Here is a 26,450-nt window from a genome sequence, read left to right as displayed (position 1 = left end):
ATCCTAATCTTCATTAGGATGCTTTTTTTTCTTCACACCAAATCGCAAGCTCGTTGCCAGAAGTGTCTAAAAAATGAAAACGTTGGCCTCCGGGAAATGAAAAAATATCCAAAGAGATTGTTCCCCCTAAGTCAATGACCTTTTCTTTAATGGCCTTTAAATCATTATGGTGTAAAACTATTAGTGCACCGTTTACAATTGATTCTTTTGTAAGTTCAAAACCACCTTAAACACCACTATCTGTAAAGGCAGTATAACCATCTCCATAATCTGTAAAAGACCAGCCAAAAGCATGAGAATAAAATGTTTTGGTCGCTTTAAGGTCAGTAGACTTTAATTCGATATAATTAATAGGTGTAGTCTTCATTTTTTTTAAAGCATATAATTTAAACGTAGTCCAGCAAAATAATTTCTGCCATTTCCTGGATTGAAAAAGCGAGGTGGAGCGCTAGTAAAACTCCGCTGGTTAATCAATACCGATTGTGCGTATGTGGTATCAAAGATATTGTTTGAACCAACATTTAATTCAAACCGTAATTTATTAAAAAGCATAGCCCGGTAGCGTAACTGCATATTGAAAACATTAAAAGCTTCACTAAATTCGGTATTGGCATCTGTAAGTGAGATTTCATCGACAAATTGGTGGGTAAGATTAAAGGTAAATGCTTTGGTTTGCTTTAAAGTTAAACCTGAGTAAACAAGATGTTTAGGTACACCTGTTAATTCATTACCTGAAAAGTTATTATCGCCATCAATAAAATCCACAAAAACATGGTCGTTAAAGGTATAGCTAATACGGGGGCTAACCGACCATTTATCAGATATCTTCCATAGATAATTTGCATCGAATTCAAAACCTTGATGCCTGGTACTACCAGCATTTCTTCCAATAAACCGTACTTCGTCAAGCCGTTCAGATACCAACAAATCATTAATGTTCATGCGGTAAACAGAAGTATTTAGGTTGAATGTGTTTTTAAACAAAGAAAAAGAGCTACCAACTTCATAACTAATACCTTTTTCTTGATTTATATTAGGATTTAGTACTCGGTCTGAATTCAAGGTTTCTCGAATACCAGGGTTAGAGAAGCCTCTACCGATATTGGCAAAAAATCGTCCGTTATTGATGGTGTATTGAAGATTAAGGTTTGGCAGAACAATAGGGTTAAAATTACGCTCAGCAGAAGTATTGGCATTACCTGTATTAAACTGATCAAAGAAATGGTACTTGGTATTGTTTAAATTAATACCAATTTGTGCCAAAAGTCTTTTTGATATAGAAAACCCATAGGTGGCAAAAATATTGAGTTGCGACCTTATTTCTTTATTATCTAATTCTTGAGCGCCCCGTAAATATCCTTTTCCTTCATTTTCTCGAAATAGATTTTCAAAAGTTTTCCAGTAATAATTGTCGCGATAAAGTTCACCGCCAAATGTAAAATCACCTTTAAATAGGCGACCTTTTGTCACTGACCTAAAACCATATCCATGGGTAAATTCACCTAAGATTTCAAACGGGCTGGGTTCAAAACGGTCAATATAGCTGTAGAAAATACTATTGGTAGTTTTTAAGTGCTGATTAAACTGATGTTGGTATGATACTCCTGTCAAGCTATAGTTGTTGGTCTCAAAACCTTTGGCAGCTAACCAAATAGAAGCGGCTCTTCGCGGGTCTTCTCTAAAATCGATTTCGTCGATTGCACTGGGTATACCTGCAGTATAATCAATATGGTTAATTAAAAAATCTATTTTGTTTTTGGTATTTATTCGTAAAGAAGAAGTCAGTAAAAAGCCATCACGTTCAAAGTGGTTGTTCTGGCGAAAACCATTAGTCTCTAAATAATTGTAATTTATATTGATATTGAAGTTTTTTTCTGAATGCCGAAAAGCCAAATTATTTTTAATGAGGTTATAAGAACCAATGGTGAAGTTATTTTGCAAAAAGGTCTCCCCCACTACTGGAGGTCTGGTATTCAAAAGTAATGCGCCACCAAGATTAGTGCCAAGTGAGGTAGCTTTTGGTCCTTTCACTACTTCAATGCGCCCCATATTTTCAAAGTCGTAAGCTTCAATTGTAGAAATTCCAGTTCCATCAGTAACCGGAATGCCATTAAAATACATACGTACTTCATCAGTTTCAAAACGAGACCTTGACCCTACACCTCTAATGGTAATACGGTTAGTATTCAAAGCCCCAGAAAGCAGGTATACCCCTGAAATTTGATTGATACCCCCTGCAAAATCTATCGGGCTAAATTGTTCTAAATTATCGGTATCAATGCTTGATGATTCTGTAATGCCGATGGCTTTTTTGGCAATAAACTCTTCGATAAGAGTTACTTCGTCAAGATTGGTGATAGAATCATTTTGGGCAATTAAAACATAAGAATAACAAAAGGCAACTACAATAATAAAAACATGTTTCATTAAGCGGAAAGTAAGGGTTAAATTTAGCTATTTTTAAGCAAAATTAGGTAGATGAAAATAGTATCTTATAATGTTAATGGCATTAGAGCAGCCTTGAACAAAGGCTTTATAGAATGGTTGCAGTCCGTTAACCCAGATGTAGTTTGCATACAAGAAACCAAGGCCATGAAAGAGCAGGTAGATGTTTCGCTTTTTGAGGCAGCCGGCTATAACTATAATTACTGGTTCAGTGCCCAAAAAAAAGGGTATAGTGGTGTAGCGTTACTTTGTAAGCAAGAGCCAGACCATGTTGAATATGGCACTGGTATTGACTATATGGATTTTGAAGGAAGAAATATTAGGGCTGATTTCGGGGATGTTTCAGTAATGAGCATGTATTTGCCTTCAGGTAGTAACATGGATAGGTTAGAATTTAAATTGACCTACATGGCAGATTTTCAAAAATATGCTAATGAGCTTCGAAAGATTAGACCAAACCTAATTGTTTGCGGAGATTATAACATTTGCCATGAAGCCATAGACATCCATAATCCCGTAGGGCTTAAAAATGTATCGGGGTTCTTACCAGTAGAGCGAGAATGGATAGGTAATTTTATCGAAAGTGGTTTTATTGATAGTTTCAGACATTTTAACAAAGAACCTCATAATTATACCTGGTGGAGCTACCGAGCAAATGCTCGAAATAATAATAAAGGATGGCGTTTAGATTATGGCATGGTAAACAATTCTTTGAAAGATAGGTTAAAACGTTCTGTAATTCTTAACGAAGCAAAACATAGTGATCATTGCCCTATCCTTATTGAAATAGATTAGAGTTTTCTTAAGAAAACAGTAGTGTAAAACGATTATTTTTGCGTTCAAAATTGCTTTGTTCATGAAATATACCAGAATACCCAATACTGATATTAGAGTTAGTAAAATTTGTTTAGGTACGATGACCTGGGGACGCCAGAATTCTGAGGAACAAGGTCATGAGCAAATGGACTATGCTCTAGAGCAAGGGGTAAACTTTTTTGATACGGCAGAATTATATCCTGTTCCGGCAAAGAAAGAATTGTACGCGGTTACAGAAGAGATAATTGGCAACTGGTTCAAAAAAAATGGGAATAGGGATAAGATAGTTTTGGCATCAAAAATTGTTGGTCCTGGAGATTACACAAAGTTTATCAGAACCACCGGTTTCAGTAAAGATTCAATTATTACTGCAGTAGAAGGAAGTTTAAAAAGACTACAGACCGATTATATTGATTTATATCAGTTACATTGGCCAGAACGAAACACAAACTATTTTGGGCAAAGAGGTTTTAACGCCGGTGAACCTGATTTTTGGGAGGATAATATCCATCAGATTTTAGAAACTCTTCGCGATCTGGTCAAAGAAGGTAAAATTAGACAGGTAGGCATATCTAATGAAACACCTTGGGGCACGATGCGCTTTCTTGAAGAGGCCAAAGTACATCAAGATTTGCCAAGAATGGTCACCATACAAAACCCTTATAATCTTTTAAATAGATTATTTGAAGTAGGGCTCTCTGAGATTTCGATAAGAGAAAAGATAGGCTTAATTCCGTATTCTCCTTTGGGTTTTGGTGTTTTGAGCGGAAAGTATTTAGGAGGTCAAAAACCTAGAAAAGGAAGAGTAACCTTATTTCCTAACTATAACAGATATAGCGGAGAAAATGCTATGACCGCTACACAAAAGTATTTTGATCTCGCTGAAAGTAACGGTCTTTCGTTAACGCAAATGGCATTGGCTTTCGTAAATACTAGGGCTTTTGTAACCAGTAATATTATTGGGGCCACAACTATGGAGCAATTGAAGGAAAATATAGATAGTATTAATATCGATTTATCGGATGAAGTTTTAGAAGGTATTGAAGCGATTCATGAAGAAATTCCTAATCCAGCGCCTTAGAGCTAAATTATTTAAATAGGGTACTTACGACATCTTCAATTTTTGAAACTAAACGCACCCTGATTTTGGTATCTTTCAATGTAATCTTATTGTTTTTGGAAACATAGATAGATGTAAAGCCGAGTTTTTCAGCTTCCAATATGCGTTGATCTGTTCGTTGAACTGATCTTATTTCACCAGATAGGCCAACTTCTGCCGCAAAGCATACCCCTTTTGGAATAGGAGTGTCAAAATTACTTGACAATATAGAGGCTATTACGGCTAGATCTATCGCTGGATCGTCTACAGATATACCTCCAGTGATATTTAAGAATACATCTTTCGCGGCAAGTTTAAACCCGGCCCTCTTTTCCAATACAGCTAAAAGCATATTTAATCTTTTAGCATTAAACCCGGTAGCAGAGCGTTGCGGGGTTCCGTAAACAGCGGTGCTTACTAGCGCTTGAATTTCAATAAGCAACGGTCTTATACCTTCTACGGTAGCAGCAACGGCGGCACCACTTAAATTTTCATCATTCTTTGAAATCAAAACCTCTGAAGGATTGTTTACTTCTCTAAGTCCACTACCCTGCATTTCATAGATCCCCAACTCGGCGGTAGAACCAAAACGATTTTTAAGAGATCTAAGAATACGATATACATAGTTTTGGTCACCTTCAAACTGAAGTACGGTATCCACCATATGCTCTAAAATCTTAGGCCCGGCAATAGTTCCATCTTTGGTAATGTGCCCAACAAGAATAACAGGAGTGTTGCTCTCTTTGGCAAATTTTATAAGCTCGGCGGTGCACTCACGAATTTGAGAAATACTACCCGCGGCTGACTCGATATAATCTGAATGTAGTGTTTGTATAGAATCAATGACAACCAAATCGGGCTCTAATGCCACAATCTGTTGAAAGATGTTTTGTGTTTTTGTTTCAGTAAGGATAAAGCAATTTTCAGAACTGGGATGAATACGTTCTGCCCTCATCTTTATCTGTTTTTGGCTTTCTTCGCCAGAAACGTAAAGTGTTTTATAAGCTAATTTTAAGGCAATTTGTAGTAAGAGTGTACTCTTACCAATTCCAGGTTCACCACCAAGAAGCGTTAAAGAACCGGGCACAAGCCCTCCTCCTAAAACGCGGTTAAACTCGATATCTTGAGTGTTAAATCGAATTTCTTTGTCACTGTTTATTTCGTTGACCCGAAGTGGTTTCGAAGCTTTTTGAAGTGTACTTGAACTAGTCTTCCAAGTTTTTTTTTCTTCTTTTTGCACGATTTCTTCAACAATGGTATTCCATTGTTTACAAGAAGTACATTGCCCGATCCATTTGGCATACTGGGTACCGCAATTTTGGCAAAAGAAAGCTGTTTTGGTTTTGGCCATAAACCTAAAAGGAATTTGGCTAAAGATAAGTTTAAAGTTCTAGATTTTAAAAGCCAAAATCAGCTTTAAGGGCATCCAATTTTTCAATGGCAAGGTCTTTTGTCAAGAAATCTATCTCTTCCATCTGGTACGCTTTCTCAAATGCCTTTTTTGCCTTTTTGGGCTCTCCTAGCAGTTCAAGATATTCGCCCTCAAAATAGAAGCCCATCATAGTTTCTGGGTAGAATTTCTTACAGACCTGAGAAAGTTCTTTTAAAGACTCATAATCTTCTTTTTTTACACAACCAGCATAAATTGCCATGATATCATTGAGCTCAACTTGTTTTTCAAAACCTAGAAGGTCTTCAATGCGACTATATTTTTCCTCTAGATATTTAAATACAGGTTCTTCTGATTTAAGTATTTGCTCTTTGTATTCTTTAGGGCTTATAGGCCTGAATAATTTAAAGACATTGTCAAATGCCTTACTTACGCCATAAGCGGCTATTGAAATATGATCCGGTTCGTCGTATTGATCAAAGAAGTAATGAATATTTTCTTTAGAAATCGATTTTATGGCATTATCCATTTGAAGCATACGCTGGCGATCTTCTGTCTTTTCTTTTTCTAAAACCACATTATAAAATATTTCTTGGTCTAAATCTAATAACCTAGAGGGCACCCTACTCTCCATTTCTGTGGCCAGCACAGGAGATATTGTCAAGTAAGAGTTGAACAATGATTTATCTTTAAATAAGAAGTAGTTGCCAAAATTGGCAGTGATATCATAACCGATAAACATCTTAAACGGTGCAATCTTATAGTTAGTTTCAAGATATGGTATAAGCTCGGTTCCTAAAAATTCGTAGAACAGTTTCCCCTTTTCTGTGGGTAAGCCTGTGGTTTGTTCGAAATCGCAATCTTCCCATCTAAGGTCGTTCTTACTTTGATGAACTCCTACAACAACGGCCTCGGGCATACGGTTGTGTTTGCTATAGAATTTGGCATTGGCTACAACTAAGTCAAAAAGGTAATCGGCATCTAAAACTAGAATTAAAGGATATTTTTTGTCTTCTGTATAATCTTCTGGAAAGTAATAGGAAACGTCTCTTCTCTCTTGTAGTTTAAACGATTCAAAAATCTCTTTTTGTACTTGGGCGTTAACACTAAAGCAAAATAATGCCAATATTGGCAAAAACAACTTCTTCATTTGTTAGGCTTTTGATAATCAGTATTATCGGTTTCGGTTCAATAACGGAAGTAGTGCAAAAGATATTGCCCCAAAAACCACAACCATAAGGGTCTGTGCAATCCACATTATCCAACCAAAAGCATCTCCCGCAACTGAAGAAATCCCAAAAATTGCCAACGAGGTACTTACAGCAATTGGGTAAAGACCTATACCGCCATTTGTAGTAGACATTGCAAAAGCGCCTCCAACAAATGCAATCAGTAATTCTGAAAGTGTAAGATTTACGGTTTCTGGAACAGTGTATTTAATGACCCAGAACATGGCAATATAACATGCCCAAATAAATAGTGTATGAAAAACAAATGCCCATTTATTTTTCATTTTTAAGATACTGGAAATTCCATCCAACAATCCACCTAAAAAGTTTTTAAGCTTTAGAGCAAACCCTGCATTGGACTTTTTAATAACCTTTACAGCAACTAGTAAACCAATAATACCAACAAATAGAATGCCAGCAGCACCGATTAGATTAACACCTTTTTCGTTTAGTACCTCAAGTATAATATCTGTTTGTAAGATCAAGGCGATTGTAATTATCACTAAAAGCATGATAAGGTCTATGACTCTTTCGGTCACTATAGTTCCAAAACCTTTTTCAAATGGAACACCTTCGTATGTGGTTAGGGCAGTCGCTCTTAAGAACTCTCCTGATCTTGGAATTCCAAGATTTGCAAAATATGCCATCAAAATGATAAATACATTATTGCTTAGTTTTGGGCTGTATCCCAAAGGTTTGAGCATATAATTCCATCTAATGGCTCTTGAGATATGGCTTAGAATTCCAATAACAACCGAAAGTCCAACCCAAAACGGACTCGCATTAGAGATATAATGCATAATCTGTTTTCTTTCTTCAGGTGAGGTAGACGTATAAGAATACCAAATTAGAAAGATTCCCAATGCAATGGGAATGAAGGTCTTTAGAAATTTTTTGGCAGAATCACTCAAAACTAGTTGAGTAAGTTAGTGTCCTCATTTGGGAAAACTAGGGCTGGCATAAAGCTTTTAGCCGACTCAATGTCCATACTACCATAGGTAATTAAAATTAAAACATCGCCAACGGCCACTCTTCTTGATGCAGCACCATTTAAGGTGATTTCACCTGAACCTCTTGGTCCGGGAATTGCATAGGTTTCAAGTCGTTCACCATTGTTGTTATTTACAATTTGAACTTTTTCGCCACGAATAATATTTGCAGCATCCATCAAATCTTCATCAATTGTAATACTACCAATATAGTTCAGGTCTGCACCAGTAACTTTTACTCGATGAATCTTTGATTTTACAACTTCTATTTGCATGATACAAATTTAAGAATTTACAGAGCTATATTGTCTATCAAGCGAATACCTTCTGCATAGACGGCAATAAAAGCTCGGTATTTTACATTTTTTTGTTTTTTTAAAATGGGTGTTAATGTATTAATATCTGCAATTTGAAAATACTCTAGTGTAAAAACAGCGTTTCTTGCAAACTCTGACACTACCCATTCTTCAATAGAATTAGCACTTTCCGTGCCAAATTTTAATTTGGCAGTTTTCAAGGTTTTGTAAATAAAACCACCTTTTTCTCGTGTAGACAACGACAGACGTTCATTACGTGAACTTCTTGCCAGACCATTGGCTTCTCTTTCAATGGGGCAGCCTATAATTTTAAACGGAAAACCCTTAAGTTCCACAAGTTTTTTAATGATTTGAAGCTGCTGAAAATCTTTTTCTCCAAAATAGGCCCGAGTAGGATTTACAGTTAGAAGTAAAAGTTCAACAATTGTAGCTACACCATTGAAATGTCCCGCCCTAAATTCACCTTCCATTACTTTTTCCAAGCCATTGAAATCGAATTTTTTGGAGTCAATTTTTTCATCATATATTTCTTTGGCCGATGGAGCAAAAATCAGAATGTCATTAGATATCGTTTTTAGCAAAACCATATCTTCTTCAAGATTTGCAGGATATTTTTCAAGATCTTCTTTATTGTCGAATTGTGTGGGATTAATAAAAATACTCACTACAGTGATATCATTTTCATTGACGGCCCTGTTTACCAGTGAAAGATGTCCTTTATGCAGAGCACCCATGGTGGGCACAAACCCTATGGTATGGTTTTTGCCGTCTTTGGATAATAAAATGTCCCGCAACTCTTTTTTGTAGTGTAATACCTGCATGAATGAGCATAAAAGCTCGCAAAAATACTATAAATACTGCATATCTACATTATTTTTGTACTTTTGCAGCTACGTTTTTTCAGATACATAAAAATTGCGTTTATGAATGGTAAAAAGATATTGTTTGTATCTTCTGAATTAGTGCCTTACCTCCCAGAGAATCCTGTTTCTTTAATGTCATACGAAGCCCCAAGAATGGTGAACAGTAGTGGAGGACAGATACGTATTTTCATGCCTAGGTATGGAAATATTAATGAAAGAAGACATCAATTACATGAGGTTATTCGTCTTTCAGGGATGAATTTAGTGATTAACGACATGGATATGCCTCTTATTATAAAAGTGGCCTCTATTCCAAAAGAACGTATTCAAGTATACTTTATCGATAACGAAGAATACTTCAAAAGAAAAGGAACTTTTACTGATAAGGAAGGAAATTTATTTCCTGACAATGATGAACGGGCAATTTTCTTTGCGAAAGGAGTAGTTGAAACAGTCAAAAAATTAAATTGGACCCCTGATATTATTCATGTGCAAGGGTGGATGGCTTCATTATTACCGCTATATCTTCGAGAGTACTATGCGGATGAACCTATTTTTGCAGATAGTAAGATTGTGACCTCGGTTTATGATCAAGGCTTTGAAGGGGCCCTTAATGCAGATATGGATAAGAAAATTGCTTTTGATGGTATCGATGAAAGCAAAATAGCGTCGCTTAGTACACCTGACTATAATAATTTGTTAAAGGTTGCCGTAGATTATTCAGATGCGATTATTTTAGCCTCAGAAGGGGTTTCTAAAGATTTACAGCAATATATTGAAAGTCTGCAAAAACCTGTTTTGCCTTATGTTTCAGTCCAAGAATCTGAAGAGGCTTATTCTAATTTCTATAAAACAGAGGTTCTAAAATAAATTGCATGAGCTTTTTTGGTAAAAATTTATTTCCAGCTTTTGTTGGGGCATTTTTGGTGGTACTTGTTGCTTCCTGTGAAGAAGAATTGAATACAATTGGTGAAGGGGTAGTCGCAGGCGAACCCTTTACTACTGGAAAAGCGGAATATGATGTTTTTGCTTTTAACAAAAACATTGAGGCCGTTCAGACAAATCGCCTTCCTATTTATCAGTTAGGCACATACAATGACCCTGTTTTTGGAAGAACTGAGGCTAGCATTACTACTCAGCTTAGGCTTCCTGTAAATCAAAATACCGGAGCTACAACAAACTCTTTTGGCGACTTATCTCAGGCCACTGAAGACCTAGCGGAAAATGATGATGAGGATTCGACTATTCCAGAAAATGAAACAGTAAAAGAAGTTGTACTTTATTTACCATACTTAATTTCACCAAATGGGGCCCGTGATTCTGACAATGATGGCGTTGCAGATGCTTTTGATAAAAATCCAAATGACCCTAACTCAGATTCTGATAATGATGGAGTTAGTGATATAGATGAGAGGACGGCTCAATCAGATCCACTAAACCCAAATGAGGATGGAACAGAAGAAGGTTTTGCAGGTAATACTTTTCCACGAAAGTTTGATTTAGATAGTATTTTTGGAAGTCGGACTACGTCTCTAAGACTGAAAGTGGAACAGTCCACGTTTTTCCTTAGAGATTTAGATCCTAATAGTAATTTTGAGGAGGCACAGGAATATTTTTCGAATCAGCAATTCTCACCTGCGTTCACCGCCGACGTATTGGCCGATACCTTGGTAACCATCAGTGATTTGGAATATATCTTTTTTGCAGATGATGACCCAGAAACCGATGATGTAGATGAATCATTAACAGTAGAATCACGTCTCAATCCGGGAATAAGAATAAATTTAGATACTCAATTTTTTCAAGAGAACCTTATTGATAAAGAAGGAGGTTCTGAGCTTTTAAGTCAATCGAACTTCAACAATTTTTTACGCGGGCTGCATATTTCGGTTGAATCATCAGAAATGGACAAAGATATTATGTTGTTGCTAGATTTGACCCAAGCCAATCTTACTATAACTTATGAGTATGATAATTTTGTTATTGATGATTCAGGTGATAATACAGTTAACACTTCTGAAAGAATAGAAAGAGACTTTGTGTTGACTTTTTTACAGGCTGCCAATAATTCGATTTCAGGTAACGCAGTAAATACGTTAAATAATGAGCCTTATCCGGCTAATATTACTGCTAGCTTGAACAGTGGAGAAAATGCAGCGCGAATTTTCTTAAAGGGAGGTGCGGGAACTATAGCCGAAATAGTGCTATTTGATGAAGTTGACGGCTCTGAAATAATTAATGAAATTAAACGGAACAACTGGATTATTAACGAGGCCAATTTAGTATTTTCCATTGACAGGGATGTCGTAGCAAACGGTATTGAACCGCCCAGAATTTATCTTTTTAATGCTGAAACCAATCAACCCCTTTATAATCCGGCTACCGAAGTTAGTTTGTCAGATGCTCCTCTGGACATTTTTTTAAATTATGATGGAATTATAGAAAAAGAAGGTGATTTAGGTACAAGCTATACTGTTAGAATTACCGAGCATATAAATAATATTATTGTAAGAGATTCTACCAATGCTAAATTGGCATTGGCGCTCACTTCGAATATTGCAATATCAAATGTTGCCGAAGCAATTGGTGCAGGTTCAGTTAGTGATATCAATGTGCCGATTATGTCCACTGTAAATCCGTTGGGTACCGTTCTTTTTGGGAGTAATGTTTCTCCAGAGAACGAATCAAAAAAACTTAAGCTTCAAATTTTCTATACAGAGGCGAATTAGTGGAAGGCCGTTGATACGACTTAAAGGTTTTTTACGTTAGTTATCTATGTTTTCAGCAGATTTCATTGCTCATAGTTTAAATTTGCAAACATTAAGAGTTTGTAACCCCTTAAAAATTATTTACTTATGTGTGGTATTGTAGGGTATATAGGTCATCGAGATGCCTATCCAATCGTAATAAAAGGCCTTCAAAGATTAGAGTATCGAGGGTACGATAGTGCTGGGGTAGTACTGTTCGATGGAGAAGACACCCATTTGGCAAAAACAAAAGGAAAAGTAGAAGATTTAAAGCATAAAGCAGAGATTACTATTTCTACAAATGGAAAACTGGGTCTTGGCCATACGCGCTGGGCAACACATGGTGTACCCAATGATGTGAATTCACACCCACATTATTCCAATTCCGGAGATTTAGTCATTATACATAATGGAATTATAGAAAACTATGAATCACTTAAAAAAGCTCTAATTAAGAGAGGTTACTCTTTTGAGTCGGATACAGATACAGAGGTCCTGATTAACTTAATTGAAGAAGTTAAGAAGAAAGAAGGCGTTAAACTTGGGAAAGCTGTTCAAATTGCACTGAATCAGGTGGTTGGTGCTTATGCAATAGCAGTATTTGATAAAAATAAACCCGATGAAATAGTTGTTGCAAAATTAGGTAGTCCACTTGCTATTGGTATTGGAGAGAATGAATATTTTATTGCTTCCGATGCATCTCCCTTCATAGAATTTACTAATAATGCTGTTTATCTCGAAGATGAAGAAATGGCAATTATTAGAATTGGCAAAGAAATAAAACTCCGTAAGATTAAGGATGACGCAATAGCGTATCCAAATATTTTGGAACTTCAATTAAATCTCGAAGAGATAGAAAAAGGAGGTTATGATCACTTTATGCTTAAGGAAATCTATGAGCAGCCAAGAGCTATTTTAGACACCTATAGAGGAAGACTACTTGCGGATCAAGGTTTAATTCGAATGGCTGGAATAGATCAAAATCTTGAAAAGTTCATTAACGCAAATAGAATTATAATTGTAGCGTGCGGAACGTCATGGCATGCCGGCCTTGTTGCAGAGTATATTTTTGAGGATTTGGCAAGAATACCGGTTGAGGTAGAATATGCTTCTGAATTTAGATACCGTAATCCTGTTATTACCGATAAGGATGTATTAATTGCAATTTCCCAATCTGGAGAAACTGCTGATACTTTAGCTGCAATAAAAATGGCTAAGGAAAAAGGTGCTTTTGTTTTTGGAGTGTGTAATGTTGTTGGTTCTTCGATTGCGCGTGAAACTCATGCGGGAGCATATACCCATGCTGGTCCAGAGATTGGAGTGGCTTCAACAAAGGCTTTTACCACTCAGATTACAGTGTTATCGCTAATTGCTTTAAAACTTGCGAAAGAGAAGGGTGCCATGTCAGAATCTAAGTTTCATGAATATTTAACGGAACTTGAGGGTATACCCACTAAAGTAGAGAAGACCTTGAAGTCTAATAAGTTGATTGAAGAAATTGCCGAGGTATATAAAGATTCAACCAATTGTTTATACTTAGGTAGAGGTTATAATTTTCCAGTTGCTTTAGAAGGCGCACTGAAATTAAAAGAAATTAGCTATATCCATGCTGAAGGTTATCCGGCCGCTGAGATGAAGCACGGGCCCATAGCACTTATAGATGAAGAAATGCCCGTGGTTGTAATTGCAACCAAAAAGGGTCATTATGAAAAGGTTGTTAGTAACATACAGGAAATTAAATCTAGAAGCGGAAAAATCATAGCAATAGTTACCGAAGGAGATAAGAGCGTTAAAGAAATAGCGGATCACGTAATAGAAGTCCCAGAAACTTCTGAACCTATGACACCTCTTTTGACTACTATTCCACTACAGTTGTTGTCCTATCATATTGCATTAATGAGAGGATGTAACGTGGATCAGCCTAGAAATTTAGCAAAGTCGGTTACCGTAGAGTAACTAATAAAAAATTCATTTAATATTAAAAACGGCCTAATTAGGCCGTTTTTTTGTTAATTTAATACTAGGAAAGGGCTTTTTATTAGAAAAAAGTACTATGCATGCATAATTTTTTTGTTTTTATTAAGACAAAAGTCAAAAAAAATGTATATTCCGCTTCGTTTAATTAATGCGTAATTTAAACTGACTTAACTCAAATTCAAGACTAATGAAAAAATTATTTTTTGTCTTTACCTTTTTGTTCGGAGCAACACTAATTGCTCAAACTACTGTTACAGGAAAAGTAGTAGATCAAAACGGAGAACCAGTACCAAGTGCGAATGTTTTGCTTCTTGGAAAAGCAGAGGGTACCGTGGCGGATTTTGATGGAAATTTCACATTTTCTACCAGTGAAACACCACCTTTTAAGCTTAAAATATCGAGTATTGGTTACACCGATACTACAGTTGATGTAACTTCTAATAATGAGGTTTTATCAATAACGCTTAATGAGGCATCGACGCTACTTGATGAAATAGTGATATCCGCTTCTAGAACACCGGAGCGTATTTTTGAGTCACCAGTTTCTGTAGAACGTTTCGGACTAAAAGAGATTAAGAACACTACTGCTGAATCTTTTTATGGAGGTCTTCAGAATTTGAAGGGTGTCGATATCAATACCAACAGTTTAACTTTTCAATCAGTAAACACCAGAGGTTTTGCAACTTTTGCAAATACACGTTTTTTACAATTAGTTGATGGAATGGACAATACTGCACCAGGATTGAATTTCGTACTGGGTAATTTAGTAGGTATGAATGAGCTCGATGTGCAAAGTGTAGAAATTCTACCAGGTGCATCTTCAGCACTTTATGGAGCAGGGGCCTTTAATGGTATTCTTTTTATGAGAAGTAAAAATCCATGGGATTTTCAAGGCATAAGCGCCTATGTGAAAACAGGTTTAACATCGCAAGATGCAGCTGGTGATAACCCTTACTATGATGTTGGTATCCGCGCAGCACACGCATTTAGCGATAAATTTGCCGGAAAAGTTAGTTTCTCTTATCTACAGGGTGAAGACTGGCATGCAAATAGAACAGATGATTTAAGTAATCCTGGAGCGGATAGATCCGACCCGAATTATAATGGGTTGAATGTTTACGGCGATGAGGTGTCTACCTTATTAAATTTTGATGCCGCTGCTGGTTTGCCAACCGGTACTGTAGGTTCTGCTCGAGTAAGCAGAACTGGGTACAACGAAGTAGATTTATTCAATTATGATGCGCAAAGCGTTAAAGCCGACTGGTCCTTGCACTATAAGCCTTTTGCCAATGACTTGGAATTGATATACAATGGTAGAATAGGTCGAGGAAATACTATTTATCAAGGTGCAAACAGATATGCTGTAGACGGGTTTAAAATGCAGCAGCACAAATTGGAATTGAAAAATGACAATTTTTTTATTCGAGCCTACATTGTTGCTGAAAATTCTGGAGATGCTTATGATACCAGATTTGCAGCTATAAATACTAATAGCGCTTGGAAATCTAATACGCAGTGGTTTACGGAATATGCGCAAACCTTTATTGGAGCGAAGTTAGGAGTAGGGACAGGAGTTCCTGCAACTGATGAGCAAGCTCACGCGGCCGCAAGGGTCGTTGCCGATACGGGTAGATTGATACCAGGTACCGCGGCATTTGAAAATGCTTTTAATCGAGTTATTTCAGATGGAGATTTAACTACGGGGGCAAAATTTATCGATAACACAAAGTTTCGCCACGTAAATGGTAATTACAACTTGGCCCACCTAATAGATGACTGGGCAGACATTCAAGTTGGGGGTTCTTGGAGAGAATATGAGTTAAATTCTCAGGGAACCATTTTTACAGATTTTGATGGACCTATCACATACCAAGAATATGGTGGGTATATGCAACTTCAAAAGAAATTAATGGACGATAGGTTAAAGCTTACTTTGTCAGGAAGATATGATAAGAATGAATTTTTTGATGGCTTCTTTTCTCCAAGAGCTGGTATTTCGGCTACTTTGGGCGAGAACAGAAATCATAATGTTAGAGCTTCAGTTCAACAAGGCTTTAGAAACCCGACAACACAAGATTTGTTTATAGGCTTAAATGTCGGAGCGGCAATACTTGTAGGTTCTGCGCCGGATAACCTAGATAGAGATGTGAGAACGTTCGATGTAAGTCAACAAGGTCAGGCTTTTTCAGGTTCACCAACTGTTGATGTGGTAGGTAGAGCAGCATATGAAAACGCTTTTTCTTTAAGTTCTGTGCAGGCAGGTAACCCTACTGCAGTGAACATTCCGCTTGTTCAGCCTGAAGAAATAACAGCTTTTGAATTGGGTTATAGATCTCAGCTAGGAAAATTTACAATCGATTTAAGTGGATATTACAATATTTATGACCAGTTTGTATCGCAAACACAAACACTGGTTCCTTTGTATGGTGAAGCCGGAGATGGTGGCTTATCATTATTGGCACTACAGAATGGAGATTTTGAAGTATATCAGGTGTATACGAATTCGCAGGAGCAAATTACATCTTATGGTGGAACTATAGGAGTTGATACCAAGATTGCTGGTTTTGACTTAGGGGTTAATTATACTTATACCCTCTTAGAAGATGCCGAGGACCTAAGAGCTAGAGGTATTCGAACGAACTTCAATAGTCCAGAACATAAGGTTAAAGCTTCTTTCGGCAAGACAGATTTATTTAAAAACTTTGGCTTTGGAGTGAATTACCGCTGGAGTGATGATTTCTTCTGGGAAGCATCTTTTGCTGATGGTGATGTGCCAGCTTATTCAGTTTTAGATGCACAAATAAACTATTCGGTGCCAAGTATTAAATCAGTATTCAAAGCAGGTGGTTCAAACTTATTGGCAGACGAATACTTTCAAGCTATAGGCTCTGGATTAATAGGTTCGATCTATTATGTTTCTTGGACCATAAATCCTTAAGCAACAATTTCATAAGACGTACAAAAGGCATCTTTATTAGATGCCTTTTTTTATGGAAAAAAAGAATTCAGAAGTTTCTATTTCAAATAGTAATAACATATCTTTGCAGCCGGAAAAAACAGGGTTTTTTCTATCCAAAAAATCGAATAACAGAAATAAGCAAGTAATGTCGAAAGTTACAGGTAAAGTTGCACAAATCATTGGACCGGTTATTGACGTTGAGTTTGAGTCAGGTACGGTAATCCCAAAAATTTATGATTCATTAGAAATCGATAAGGCAGATGGCTCTAAGCTAGTGCTCGAGGTACAATCACATATTGGTGAAAATACCGTTAGAACAATCTCGATGGATTCTACTGATGGATTAAGCAGAGGTGTTGAAGCTGTTGCCACAGGAAGCTCTATTCAGATGCCAATCGGAGAGGATGTTTATGGACGTCTTTTTAATGTAATCGGAGATGCAATTGATGGACTTGAGGAACTGCCTAAAAGTGGAGACAATGGACTTCCAATTCACCGTGAAGCTCCAAAATTTGAAGATTTATCCACTTCTACAGAGGTTTTGTTTACAGGTATCAAAGTAATCGATTTGATTGAGCCTTATGCAAAAGGAGGTAAAATTGGATTGTTCGGTGGTGCTGGTGTTGGTAAAACGGTACTGATACAAGAGTTGATCAACAATATTGCTAAAGGTCACGGTGGTCTTTCGGTATTTGCTGGTGTTGGTGAACGCACAAGAGAAGGTAATGACTTGCTTCGTGAGATGTTAGAGTCAGGTATTATAAAGTATGGTGACGACTTCTTACATTCTATGGAAGAAGGTGGCTGGGATTTGTCTAAAGTAGATAAGAAAGCAATGAAAGAATCAAAAGCGACTTTCGTTTTTGGTCAAATGAACGAACCACCTGGGGCTCGTGCCCGTGTGGCATTATCAGGATTAACAATTGCTGAGTATTTCCGTGATGGTGCTGGTGATGGTCAAGGCAAAGACGTACTGTTCTTCGTAGATAATATCTTTCGTTTTACACAAGCGGGTTCAGAAGTATCTGCACTTTTAGGAAGGATGCCATCTGCAGTTGGTTATCAGCCTACGCTAGCAACAGAGATGGGTGCAATGCAAGAGCGTATTACTTCAACTAAAAGAGGCTCTATTACATCGGTACAGGCGGTTTACGTACCTGCAGATGATTTAACGGATCCGGCGCCCGCTACTACTTTTGCTCACTTAGATGCAACAACTGTACTTTCTCGTAAAATTGCAGAACTTGGTATTTACCCTGCGGTTGATCCTTTAGATTCTACGTCAAGAATTCTAACAGCGGATATATTAGGGGATGACCATTATGGTTGTGCGCAGCGTGTGAAAGAGTTGTTACAACGTTACAAAGAACTACAAGATATCATTGCCATTCTTGGTATGGAAGAACTATCTGAGGAGGATAAATTAGCTGTAGGGCGTGCAAGACGTGTGCAGCGTTTCTTATCTCAGCCTTTCCATGTTGCTGAGCAATTTACAGGTATCCCAGGAGTATTGGTAGACATTAAAGAAACTATTAAAGGATTTAATATGATTATGGATGGTGAATTAGATCACCTACCAGAATCTGCCTTTAACTTAAAAGGAACAATCGAGGAAGCTATTGAAGCTGGTGAGAAAATGTTAGCCGAAGCTTAAAATGGCAATTAGATATTAGTGCTTGGTATGGAGAAATCAACTACTGACCACTGACCACTGACCACTAACTACTAACTACTATTGAATATGTATTTAGAAATTGTATCCCCAGAAGCAACATTATTCACAGGCGAAGTAACATCGGTTACAGTTCCTGGAATAAATGGTGAATTCCAGATGTTACAGAATCATGCTCCAATTTTATCGTTATTACAAGAAGGTGAAGTTAAAGTACAAGGCGATATTACAATAGAAGAAGAGGTTCAAGATAAGTTCACCAAGGGCGCTAACGGAGAAACTGTTTTAGCAATTTCAAGCGGAACTATTGAATTGAAAGATAATAAAGTTATTGTACTGGCGGATTAAGCCAATACGTTTTAAATGAAAAAAGCCGCTCTAATCTAGAGTGGCTTTTGTTTTTTAATTGATATTATTTTTCTATCCTGAAGAGCATCATTTCTAATGGTTAGTTTACTTTTATACGTAATATCAATAAAGGGACTATTTTTGATTTATGACGAATTTCCCAAAGAAATTAACCCAAAAACTAGAAAAAAGAGTAGCAGAGAATGCCTATCGCAAATTGCCAAGTGCCGGCAGATTGGTTGATTTTTCTTCAAATGATTATCTAGGTTTTTCAAGAGAGCTTTGGATTAAGGAAAGAACAAAAGAAATTTTAAATCAGGGTAATTCTAAAAACGGAGCTACAGGATCCCGATTGATTTCTGGAAACCATCAATTATATCAAAAATTAGAAGAACAACTTACTAGCATTTATAGTTGTGAAGCTGCTTTAGTGTTTAATTCTGGCTACGATGCCAATCTTGGTTTTTTCGCTTCGATGCCGCAGCGCGGAGATATGATTTTTTATGATGAACTGGCCCATGCCAGTATTAGAGATGGAATTCAATTAAGTAACGCAAAAAACTATAAGTTTAAGCATAACGATTTGTCCGACTTAAAATCTAAAGTTGAACTGTTAGTTGGAACAAATCCGAGTACTTTAGATTCAGAGATTTATGTAGTGACCGAATCTGTATTTTCTATGGATGGAGATAGTTCAGACTTGAAAGCCTTCTCTGAATTTTGCACCAAAAATGGATATTATTTAATTGTAGATGAAGCGCATGCTGTTGGAATATTTGGTAATGGAAAGGGCTTATGTCTTGAAAGAGAAATTGAAACTGCTATTTTTGCCAGAATTATCACTTTTGGTAAAGCTTTAGGTTCTCATGGTGCAGCAATACTAGGAAGTGGCCAGCTAAAGAATTATCTGGTGAATTTTTCAAGAAGCTTTATTTATACCACTGCTTTACCGCCTCATACGATTGCGACCAACTTAGCCGCGTATGATTTTCTAAAATCAGAAAAGGGTAGATCTTTTAAAGATAGCTTATTGAAAAACATTGTCTATTTTAAACAAGAATTGGCTAGACAAGGGTTACAAAAAAGCTTTATAGAAAGTAATTCTGCAATTCAATGTATGTTCGTTAGAGGCAATATAGAAGCTAAAACGATTTCTGAGAACCTTAGAGAGAACGGCTTTGATATTAAGGCTATTCTTTCACCAACAGTGCCAAAGGGAAAAGAACGGCTTCGTTTTTGCCTTCATGCGTTCAATACAAAAGACGAGATAAAACAGCTAGTATCATTATTAAAAGAACTATAAATGGGCAAGGACTTAGTTACATTAGGCAGTTTTGAATTTTTAGCCGATGTACAGATAATAAAGGGAAAATTAGAATCTGAAGGTATAACGGTTACCCTAAAAGATGAAAACACCGTAGGTGTAGAACCCTTTGCTAGTAATGCAATAGGTGGTATTAAGTTACAAGTTTATGCGGCCGATAAAGAGAAAGCACAAGACATTTATAATGAACTAAGAAAATATGCGGTTGATGAAAATGGAAATTTGGTTCAATGCCCAAATTGTAAGGCACAGAAGTCTGAAGTTCATTATTTGCGCAATACACTGTTCTATAAACTCTTTCCATTTTTTGAACCTAAAAAATACCGTTGTACCAATTGTGAATTTATTACCAAGGCAGAAGTATGAAATTATTTATTACCGGTATTTCTACAGAAGTTGGTAAAACCATTGCTTCGGCAATAGTTACTGAAGCTTTAGAAGCCGACTACTGGAAACCAATTCAGGCTGGGGATTTAGAGAACTCTGATAGCCACAAGGTCAAGAATTTGATTTCCAATACCAAATCCATTATTCATCAGAACAGCTATGCGCTAAACACCCCTATGAGTCCACATGCCGCTGCAGAAATTGATGGTATTCAGATTGATTTAGATGCAATTAGAGAACCCCGTACAGAAAATCATTTGGTTATCGAGGGGGCCGGTGGTTTATTGGTTCCTTTAAATGACTCAGATACAATTTTAGACTTGATTCAGTCAGATTACAAAGTTATAGTTGTTTCAAGGCATTATTTGGGCAGTATTAATCATAGCTTACTTACGATAGAAGCACTTCAACAAAGAAATTTTAGAGTAGGATTAATTTTTAGTGGAGATGAATACCCGACGACTGAAAGCATTATTTTGAATAAAACGGATGCTTCTTTTTTAGGGAGGATTAATGAGGAGGAGTTAATTGACAAAAAAGTAGTTAAGCACTATGCTAAAGAATTTAGAAAAGCACTACTGGAGTTTTAAACGTTTGTGAATTACCGCATTTTCAATGGTGTCTAAAGGGATATAATTCTTCGATAATTGTATATTCATATAAAAGTTTGCGGCAACCTCTTTTTTACCAAATATCTTTCTATTTTTTCGAGTGACGATATAATCGGGTCTAATTCGTTCCATGATATGCTTCAATTCCTCTTCTTCCTTTTTCCTTGGATTATCGTAAGCAAAGAACATTTCATCCTTTAAAAGATTGCTAGGCTGCGTGGTTGATTTTGTTAGGGGATTAATTCCCAGTACCCAGTACCCGATATGGTATTCCATAAATAACACCTTATTGGTTGGGAGATTATGAGTTTCAAAATAAGCTGGAACTGTAATTCCTTCTCCATTAAAATAAGAACCATTTTTACTATGATTCTTTATTATTGCACTATATTCTATATAAGATTCTACGGGTATTAATAAGAATACTATAGCGGCGGCTGAGCCAATTTTTTTAGATTTTACTCGTACTTGTTTTGAAAGAATAAGTGCCAATAAAGGGAGAATTATAGGATAAATCAAAATCAAATAATGGCCATTTACTCTTCCACTTTTTACAAAGGCAAGTAGGGTTCCCAAAGTTGCAATGACCAGAAATAGGATAGTAGGATTTTTAAGATCAAATATTTTTTTTCTCCATCCAAAAACCAGAATTCCAATAAACGGAAGAAGATAACTTATTAACTTATAGGGGGAATCTTGGCGAGCGCCTGCATAGGCTAGCGGTGCTTCGATAACAGATTTCCACCAAAGCATTCCGTTATCACTGAAATAGTAGGGCATAAAAGTGGTAAAAATCAGAAATAGAATGCCAATGCCATAAAGTAAGGGCTTTGTAACTACGGCCAGCGATTTAAACTTCACATACTCTAGATAGACAATTGAAATGCCCAATAAAAGTGCTACATATGCAAGGTTTAATTTTACCATTAAAGCACATCCCGTAAGTAATCCGGCAAACAAAATGTTCTGGGAAGAACGTTGTTTTTTAATGAGCATCCAAATTACCGGCGTGACAAATGCCATTGCGATGTGTTCTGACATTACCCCTTGTAAACTACCAAATAGACTTTGTACGGCTACTGTAATAAATGATACTATAATCGCCACTCTTTTGTTGCATAGCTCGCGAGTAATTCTATAAGTAAAAAAAGAGGAAATAGTTACTAGCAGTACACCAAAAAGTCTTATTGCGATAAAACTTTTCCCGAATATCGAGATGATTATAGCGAAAAAAAGAAAAGTAAGAGGTGGTTTAATATCCCATAATTGGGTAAAGGGGAGGTAACCATCAACCCAAGATTGTCCCATAAGAATAAAAGTGCTTTCATCTCGGTCTATATAATCTCTAAAAAAGAAGGGAAATCTTATGAGCAAACCGTAAATAAAAAGCGTAAAAAAAATGCTTCTTTCAGAATGTAGCAGTTTTTTAAGGAATGTAATCAAACTAAGGTTTTTTGGTTAAGTGGGCTTTTCTAATTTTATACAAATCTACCCAAAGACGAAAAAAATATGATATTTTAACTTTTGAATCACCAATGTCTATCCATTTTTTAACCGGTATTTCATCCATAATGTCTAGGGCCTTTTCCTTTCCATAATACCGTAAAAGCCTACTAAAAAGTTCGACATCAAAAAGCCATTTAGAAATAAAAGGCTTCGAAAAAGTAATTATCGCTACGTCTCTAGTGAATACCTTGCACCCGCATTGAGTATCATACACTTTTATATCTAGGATATTGGAAATAATGGTTGCTATGATTCTTCCAAAGAAAAATCTCGAAAACTTTCTTTCTACTGTAGAGCCTATTTTTAGAATCCTAGATGCAAAAACAAATTCTTTATTATTTAACAAAAAGGTTTTATAAGAGTAACATTCTTCCAAAGATGTGGCCAGGTCTGCGTCTAGGTAGGCAAATAGTTTTCCGATGTTATTTTCTAAACAGTAGAGGACCCCATTTCTAATACTACCCGCTTTCCCTTTGTTTTCTTTATTTTCTAGAATTTGTATTTGTTTTGGATGGCGGTTCTGCAGTTTTCTTAGTGCTTCTAAAGTATCGTCAGTTGAAGCGTCATCTATAAAAATGATAGAAACCTTTTTTTCAGTATCCAAAAAACAATGAAAGCTTTCGATAGGTAATCTGTTGGCTTCATTATAGCACGGCACTAAAATGATAAAATCGTTCAAATCATTGATATTTAGGCATTATACCTCTAGGGAGAGATATCGTAAAATAACATAAAGCGACAATAAACTTTTTGGTTTTATTGCCATCTTTGCAAGGTAGCCAAATTGAGTGATTTGAAAGATTCAGCACAGACAAAAAATTTAATCCAACGAGATAAGAAATACTTGTGGCATCCCTTAACGCAACACAAAACCGCAGTAGACGCCTTGCCTATTGTAAAAGCCAAAGGGGCATTGTTATGGGATGAAAATGGCAAAGAATATATAGACGGTATAGCTTCTTGGTACACTGCCATGTATGGTCATTGCAGTGATTATATTGTAGAAGCGATTACTGCTCAAATGAAAGAACTTGACTTTGTTATGTTCAGCGGTTTTACGCACAAACCAGCGATTGAGTTATCTGAGAAGCTGATGAAGCTATTGCCTAAAAATCAGGCTAAGATTTTCTTTAACGATAATGGTTCTACAGCTGTGGAAGCAGCTATAAAAATGGCCTTACAATACTACCATAATAAAGGTAAAAAGCGAGATACGCTAATAGCTTTTGAAGAGGGATTTCACGGAGATACCTTTGGAGCCATGAGCGCCTCAGGTTTGTCATCATACAATGGCCCTTTTGAAGATTTCTTGCTTAAGGTTAAACGCATTCCGGCGCCACAAGATGATACCATTGATGAGGTGCTTGCAAGACTAGAGGAGATCATTGAGAAAAACAATTGTGCAGCATTTGTTTTTGAACCCCTAGCTCAAGGTGCGGCAGGAATGAAATTTCATTCTGCTAAAGGGTTGGATGCTCTTATTCAAAAGTGTAAATCTTTGGATGTCTTATGTATTGCCGATGAGATAATGACCGGTTTTGGCAAAACAGGTAAAAATTTTGCATCTGATTATTTAGAACATAAACCAGATATTATATGTCTAAGTAAAGCCTTAACTGCAGGCATGTTTCCTTTAAGTATTACGAGTTGTTCGCAACATATTTTCGATGCTTTTTTAAGCGATAAGGTAGCAAAAGGGTTCTTTCATGCCCATACATTTAGTGCGCATCCTATAGGTTGCGCAGCGGCAATAGCGGGTCTCGATTTGTTAGAATCAAAAACGGTCTTGGAGCGCAGGAAGTATATTGAAGATGCGCATGAGAGGTTCGTTCTAAAAATTAAAAAACATCCAAAAGTAGAAGATGCCCGTAGTCTTGGAGTAATTCTGGCGGTTGATTTAAATGTAAAAATGGATCGCTATGGAAAATCGCGAGACGAACTGTATCAGTTCTTTATGTCTAGAGGGGTAAACCTTCGCCCTTTAGGTAATACGGTTTATGTATTGCCGCCATATGTAATAACTAATGAGCAGCTAGAAAAGATTTATAATGTTATATTAGAATTACTGGAAACCTAGTGCTGTGAGTTGATTTCGTCTATAAAATCAAACTCTTGATCATTGACCTCAACGCGAATTTCATGATAGTTCCATTCATCTCCTTCCCCAGTAGCATCAATATATAGTTTGCCATCGCCTTTTGAGCCAGTAATGGGAATAACCATTTTTGCACTTTTATTTCCATTGGTCCAGTTGATATTTCCTTGAATCATACCATCTTTTTCGATAGGGGAGCCTAAAATATCCAACAGCTGTTCGTCTTTATTAATGAGCTCAAAAGCATATTCATAGGGTTGAGAGCCTTCCATAATATTGGTTACCCCAAAATAAATGGAAGAGAATAAAATAATCGCTCCAATAATCAGTGTGAAACAACCTCCAACCGGAACGACCCATTTCCAATTTCTTTTCCACCAACTAGGTTGAGGTACGAGTTCATTATTCATGCTTTCTTAAATTTAATATGCCAGATGAAGATAAGAACTTTTACTTTTGTTTTAATTATAAAATATGTTGAAAGAACCTGTTTACATTACTGCAATTTCTTCAATTTCCCCATTGGGAAATTCTCTTGAACAAGCTTGGGAAAATTATAAAAATGACGATACGCAGCTCAAAGAAATAGAAATTGGTGATAAAAAAGTATGGGCAGGTACACTTCCTGAAAAGGTAAGTGATGAGATTACGGCGCTCAAAAACTCTGATAATAAATACACGAATCTTGATGAATCTGTATTGTATGCCATGTATGCCTCTAGAAAGGCGATAGAAAAAGCAGGTTGGTCAATAGAATCTAAAGATGTAGATTTCGGGGTGAACATAGGTTCATCTCGGGGAGCAACGGCTCTGTTTGAAAAATTCCATAAAGAATTTTTAAAGGATGATAGCACATCTACTTTGGCATCGCCAACTACAACGCTCGGCAATATCTCTTCTTGGGTGGCCCATGACCTAAAAACAAAAGGGCCAGAGATCTCACATTCCATAACCTGCTCTACTGCCCTGCACGCAATGTTGAACGGTATTGCATGGATACAAAGCGGAATGGCAACTAAATTTTTGGTAGGTGGCAGTGAAGCACCATTGACCCCATTTACCATTGCGCAGATGAAGGCATTAAAAATCTACTCGAACAACAAAAATAGTCACCCTGAGCCTGTCGAAGGGTTCCCGTGCCGTGCTTTCGATTTAGATAAAAAACAAAACACGATGGTACTGGGAGAAGCAGCTTCCGTGGCTTGTTTAGAAAAAGAGAGTTCTGGAGAAGCCCTGGCTAAAATTATAGGAATAGGATATGCTACAGAACCGCTAACACATAATGTTTCCATATCTGCCGATGCAAAGTGTTTTCAAGATGCTATGGCAATGGCTTTAGGGGACAAATACCGTAATAGTGTAGATGTTGTGGTGATGCATGCCCCGGGCACCATAAAGGGCGATTTATCAGAATTTAAGGCTATCAAAAAAATATTTTGTAACAAAAAACCTTTTTTGACTACAAATAAATGGAAAGTAGGCCACACCTTTGGGGCATCGGGAATGCTAAGTGTAGAAATGGCGATACTGATGCTTCAAAATAATAAAGCGATTTCCGTTCCCTTTGCAGAAAAACAGCAGAATCCCAAATCGATTAAAACTGTTTTGGTAAACGCAGTAGGTTTTGGAGGAAATGCGGTATCCATCTTGCTTTCAAAATAAGCTTCCTATATTCT

23 protein-coding genes are annotated in these 26,450 nt (G+C 36.7%); 13 read left to right on the top strand and 10 right to left on the bottom strand.

Annotation, left to right across the window (positions count from 1 at the left end):
- Positions 1-226: 226 nt before the first annotated feature.
- Together ACZ1GR_RS08720 and ACZ1GR_RS08715 are read right to left on the bottom strand one after the other, a co-directional pair.
- The gene (locus ACZ1GR_RS08720; RefSeq protein ID WP_472611743.1) at positions 227-367 is read right to left on the bottom strand and encodes a VOC family protein; all 141 of its coding nucleotides are present in this window, start codon (positions 365-367) and stop codon (positions 227-229) included.
- A 5-nt stretch (positions 368-372) separates the two neighbouring features.
- Positions 373-2,427 carry a TonB-dependent receptor domain-containing protein gene (locus tag ACZ1GR_RS08715; RefSeq protein ID WP_472611742.1) on the bottom strand — a complete coding sequence of 685 codons (2,055 nt, stop codon included), beginning with the start codon at positions 2,425-2,427 and terminating at the stop codon, positions 373-375.
- Positions 2,428-2,478: 51 nt separating this feature from the next.
- On the opposite strand from ACZ1GR_RS08715, the gene ACZ1GR_RS08710 reads away from it, so the two are divergent.
- Together ACZ1GR_RS08710 and ACZ1GR_RS08705 are read left to right on the top strand one after the other, a co-directional pair.
- A complete protein-coding gene (locus tag ACZ1GR_RS08710) occupies positions 2,479-3,240 on the top strand; it encodes an exodeoxyribonuclease III (protein WP_377766145.1) in 762 nt (253 codons plus the stop codon).
- A gap of 61 nt (positions 3,241-3,301) precedes the next feature.
- A complete protein-coding gene (locus ACZ1GR_RS08705) occupies positions 3,302-4,342 on the top strand; it encodes an NADP(H)-dependent aldo-keto reductase (RefSeq protein ID WP_472611741.1) in 1,041 nt (346 codons plus the stop codon).
- A 7-nt stretch (positions 4,343-4,349) separates the two neighbouring features.
- On the opposite strand, the gene radA is transcribed toward ACZ1GR_RS08705, so the two are convergent.
- The 5 genes from radA to panC are packed head-to-tail and all read right to left on the bottom strand — an operon-like array spanning position 4,350 to position 9,106.
- On the bottom strand, positions 4,350-5,711 hold the full coding sequence (gene radA / locus ACZ1GR_RS08700) for a DNA repair protein RadA (protein ID WP_472611740.1): 1,362 nt from the start codon (positions 5,709-5,711) through the stop codon (positions 4,350-4,352).
- Positions 5,712-5,757: 46 nt separating this feature from the next.
- Positions 5,758-6,900: an alpha/beta hydrolase gene (locus tag ACZ1GR_RS08695; protein WP_472611739.1), complete on the bottom strand. Its 1,143-nt coding sequence runs from the start codon at positions 6,898-6,900 to the stop codon at positions 5,758-5,760.
- Between the two features lie 24 nt (positions 6,901-6,924).
- Positions 6,925-7,890, bottom strand: a complete 966-nt coding sequence (locus ACZ1GR_RS08690) for a lysylphosphatidylglycerol synthase transmembrane domain-containing protein (protein ID WP_472611738.1) — start codon at positions 7,888-7,890, stop codon at positions 6,925-6,927.
- Positions 7,891-7,892: 2 nt separating this feature from the next.
- A complete protein-coding gene (gene panD / locus ACZ1GR_RS08685) occupies positions 7,893-8,243 on the bottom strand; it encodes an aspartate 1-decarboxylase (RefSeq protein WP_472611737.1) in 351 nt (116 codons plus the stop codon).
- A 17-nt stretch (positions 8,244-8,260) separates the two neighbouring features.
- Complete coding sequence (panC, locus tag ACZ1GR_RS08680; RefSeq protein WP_472611736.1) at positions 8,261-9,106, bottom strand: pantoate--beta-alanine ligase; 846 nt, start codon at positions 9,104-9,106, stop codon at positions 8,261-8,263.
- 102 nt (positions 9,107-9,208) lie between these two features.
- Here panC and ACZ1GR_RS08675 point away from each other — a divergent pair, with 102 nt between their 5' ends.
- The 9 genes from ACZ1GR_RS08675 (at position 9,209) to bioD (ending at position 21,152) form a co-directional block, all read left to right on the top strand.
- Positions 9,209-10,018 carry a glycogen/starch synthase gene (locus ACZ1GR_RS08675; RefSeq protein ID WP_472611735.1) on the top strand — a complete coding sequence of 270 codons (810 nt, stop codon included), beginning with the start codon at positions 9,209-9,211 and terminating at the stop codon, positions 10,016-10,018.
- A gap of 5 nt (positions 10,019-10,023) precedes the next feature.
- Complete coding sequence (locus tag ACZ1GR_RS08670) at positions 10,024-11,877, top strand: DUF4270 family protein (protein ID WP_472611734.1); 1,854 nt, start codon at positions 10,024-10,026, stop codon at positions 11,875-11,877.
- A gap of 126 nt (positions 11,878-12,003) precedes the next feature.
- Positions 12,004-13,851: a glutamine--fructose-6-phosphate transaminase (isomerizing) gene (glmS, locus tag ACZ1GR_RS08665; protein ID WP_472611733.1), complete on the top strand. Its 1,848-nt coding sequence runs from the start codon at positions 12,004-12,006 to the stop codon at positions 13,849-13,851.
- A 208-nt stretch (positions 13,852-14,059) separates the two neighbouring features.
- Positions 14,060-16,810 carry a TonB-dependent receptor gene (locus ACZ1GR_RS08660; protein ID WP_472611732.1) on the top strand — a complete coding sequence of 917 codons (2,751 nt, stop codon included), beginning with the start codon at positions 14,060-14,062 and terminating at the stop codon, positions 16,808-16,810.
- Between the two features lie 166 nt (positions 16,811-16,976).
- Positions 16,977-18,485: a F0F1 ATP synthase subunit beta gene (gene atpD, locus ACZ1GR_RS08655; protein ID WP_472611807.1), complete on the top strand. Its 1,509-nt coding sequence runs from the start codon at positions 16,977-16,979 to the stop codon at positions 18,483-18,485.
- Positions 18,486-18,572: 87 nt separating this feature from the next.
- Positions 18,573-18,851 carry a F0F1 ATP synthase subunit delta/epsilon gene (locus tag ACZ1GR_RS08650; protein ID WP_472611731.1) on the top strand — a complete coding sequence of 93 codons (279 nt, stop codon included), beginning with the start codon at positions 18,573-18,575 and terminating at the stop codon, positions 18,849-18,851.
- A gap of 148 nt (positions 18,852-18,999) precedes the next feature.
- Positions 19,000-20,154, top strand: coding sequence for an aminotransferase class I/II-fold pyridoxal phosphate-dependent enzyme (locus ACZ1GR_RS08645; RefSeq protein WP_472611730.1), 1,155 nt, complete (start codon positions 19,000-19,002; stop codon positions 20,152-20,154).
- Entirely contained in the window at positions 20,155-20,541 is a 387-nt protein-coding gene (locus tag ACZ1GR_RS08640; RefSeq protein ID WP_472611729.1) for a putative signal transducing protein, read from the top strand.
- Positions 20,538-21,152, top strand: coding sequence for a dethiobiotin synthase (gene bioD, locus ACZ1GR_RS08635; protein ID WP_472611728.1), 615 nt, complete (start codon positions 20,538-20,540; stop codon positions 21,150-21,152). Before ACZ1GR_RS08640 ends, bioD begins: the two co-directional genes overlap by 4 nt.
- Here bioD and ACZ1GR_RS08630 read toward each other — a convergent pair.
- Positions 21,138-22,616 (bottom strand): ArnT family glycosyltransferase, encoded by a 1,479-nt coding sequence (locus ACZ1GR_RS08630; RefSeq protein ID WP_472611727.1) that lies wholly within the window; start codon positions 22,614-22,616, stop codon positions 21,138-21,140. The genes bioD and ACZ1GR_RS08630 overlap by 15 nt on opposite strands.
- 1 nt (position 22,617) lies before the next feature.
- Positions 22,618-23,358 carry a glycosyltransferase gene (locus tag ACZ1GR_RS08625; protein WP_472611726.1) on the bottom strand — a complete coding sequence of 247 codons (741 nt, stop codon included), beginning with the start codon at positions 23,356-23,358 and terminating at the stop codon, positions 22,618-22,620.
- A gap of 114 nt (positions 23,359-23,472) precedes the next feature.
- Between ACZ1GR_RS08625 and bioA the strand changes: the two genes are divergently transcribed.
- Entirely contained in the window at positions 23,473-24,756 is a 1,284-nt protein-coding gene (gene bioA, locus ACZ1GR_RS08620; RefSeq protein WP_472611725.1) for an adenosylmethionine--8-amino-7-oxononanoate transaminase, read from the top strand.
- On the opposite strand, the gene ACZ1GR_RS08615 is transcribed toward bioA, so the two are convergent.
- Positions 24,753-25,184, bottom strand: a complete 432-nt coding sequence (locus tag ACZ1GR_RS08615; protein ID WP_472611724.1) for a cytochrome c oxidase assembly factor Coa1 family protein — start codon at positions 25,182-25,184, stop codon at positions 24,753-24,755. The genes bioA and ACZ1GR_RS08615 overlap by 4 nt on opposite strands.
- 67 nt (positions 25,185-25,251) lie before the next feature.
- Here ACZ1GR_RS08615 and ACZ1GR_RS08610 point away from each other — a divergent pair, with 67 nt between their 5' ends.
- Positions 25,252-26,436, top strand: coding sequence for a beta-ketoacyl synthase N-terminal-like domain-containing protein (locus tag ACZ1GR_RS08610; RefSeq protein ID WP_472611806.1), 1,185 nt, complete (start codon positions 25,252-25,254; stop codon positions 26,434-26,436).
- Positions 26,437-26,450: the final 14 nt, after the last annotated feature.

It is taken from the genome of Croceitalea sp. W27 (assembly GCF_055693185.1).
The sequence above is the reverse complement of the archived record's forward strand: the minus strand, read 5'-3'. Positions and strand labels throughout refer to the sequence as shown.

Coding starts and splice junctions, on each gene's coding strand:
- ACZ1GR_RS08720 (WP_472611743.1), bottom strand. CDS start 367: ATGAAGACTACACCTATTAATTATATCGAATTAAAGTCTACTGACCTT.
- ACZ1GR_RS08715 (WP_472611742.1), bottom strand. CDS start 2,427: ATGAAACATGTTTTTATTATTGTAGTTGCCTTTTGTTATTCTTATGTT.
- ACZ1GR_RS08710 (WP_377766145.1), top strand. CDS start 2,479: ATGAAAATAGTATCTTATAATGTTAATGGCATTAGAGCAGCCTTGAAC.
- ACZ1GR_RS08705 (WP_472611741.1), top strand. CDS start 3,302: ATGAAATATACCAGAATACCCAATACTGATATTAGAGTTAGTAAAATT.
- radA (WP_472611740.1), bottom strand. CDS start 5,711: ATGGCCAAAACCAAAACAGCTTTCTTTTGCCAAAATTGCGGTACCCAG.
- ACZ1GR_RS08695 (WP_472611739.1), bottom strand. CDS start 6,900: ATGAAGAAGTTGTTTTTGCCAATATTGGCATTATTTTGCTTTAGTGTT.
- panD (WP_472611737.1), bottom strand. CDS start 8,243: ATGCAAATAGAAGTTGTAAAATCAAAGATTCATCGAGTAAAAGTTACT.
- panC (WP_472611736.1), bottom strand. CDS start 9,106: ATGCAGGTATTACACTACAAAAAAGAGTTGCGGGACATTTTATTATCC.
- ACZ1GR_RS08675 (WP_472611735.1), top strand. CDS start 9,209: ATGAATGGTAAAAAGATATTGTTTGTATCTTCTGAATTAGTGCCTTAC.
- ACZ1GR_RS08670 (WP_472611734.1), top strand. CDS start 10,024: ATGAGCTTTTTTGGTAAAAATTTATTTCCAGCTTTTGTTGGGGCATTT.
- glmS (WP_472611733.1), top strand. CDS start 12,004: ATGTGTGGTATTGTAGGGTATATAGGTCATCGAGATGCCTATCCAATC.
- ACZ1GR_RS08660 (WP_472611732.1), top strand. CDS start 14,060: ATGAAAAAATTATTTTTTGTCTTTACCTTTTTGTTCGGAGCAACACTA.
- atpD (WP_472611807.1), top strand. CDS start 16,977: ATGTCGAAAGTTACAGGTAAAGTTGCACAAATCATTGGACCGGTTATT.
- ACZ1GR_RS08650 (WP_472611731.1), top strand. CDS start 18,573: ATGTATTTAGAAATTGTATCCCCAGAAGCAACATTATTCACAGGCGAA.
- ACZ1GR_RS08645 (WP_472611730.1), top strand. CDS start 19,000: ATGACGAATTTCCCAAAGAAATTAACCCAAAAACTAGAAAAAAGAGTA.
- ACZ1GR_RS08640 (WP_472611729.1), top strand. CDS start 20,155: ATGGGCAAGGACTTAGTTACATTAGGCAGTTTTGAATTTTTAGCCGAT.
- bioD (WP_472611728.1), top strand. CDS start 20,538: ATGAAATTATTTATTACCGGTATTTCTACAGAAGTTGGTAAAACCATT.
- ACZ1GR_RS08615 (WP_472611724.1), bottom strand. CDS start 25,184: ATGAATAATGAACTCGTACCTCAACCTAGTTGGTGGAAAAGAAATTGG.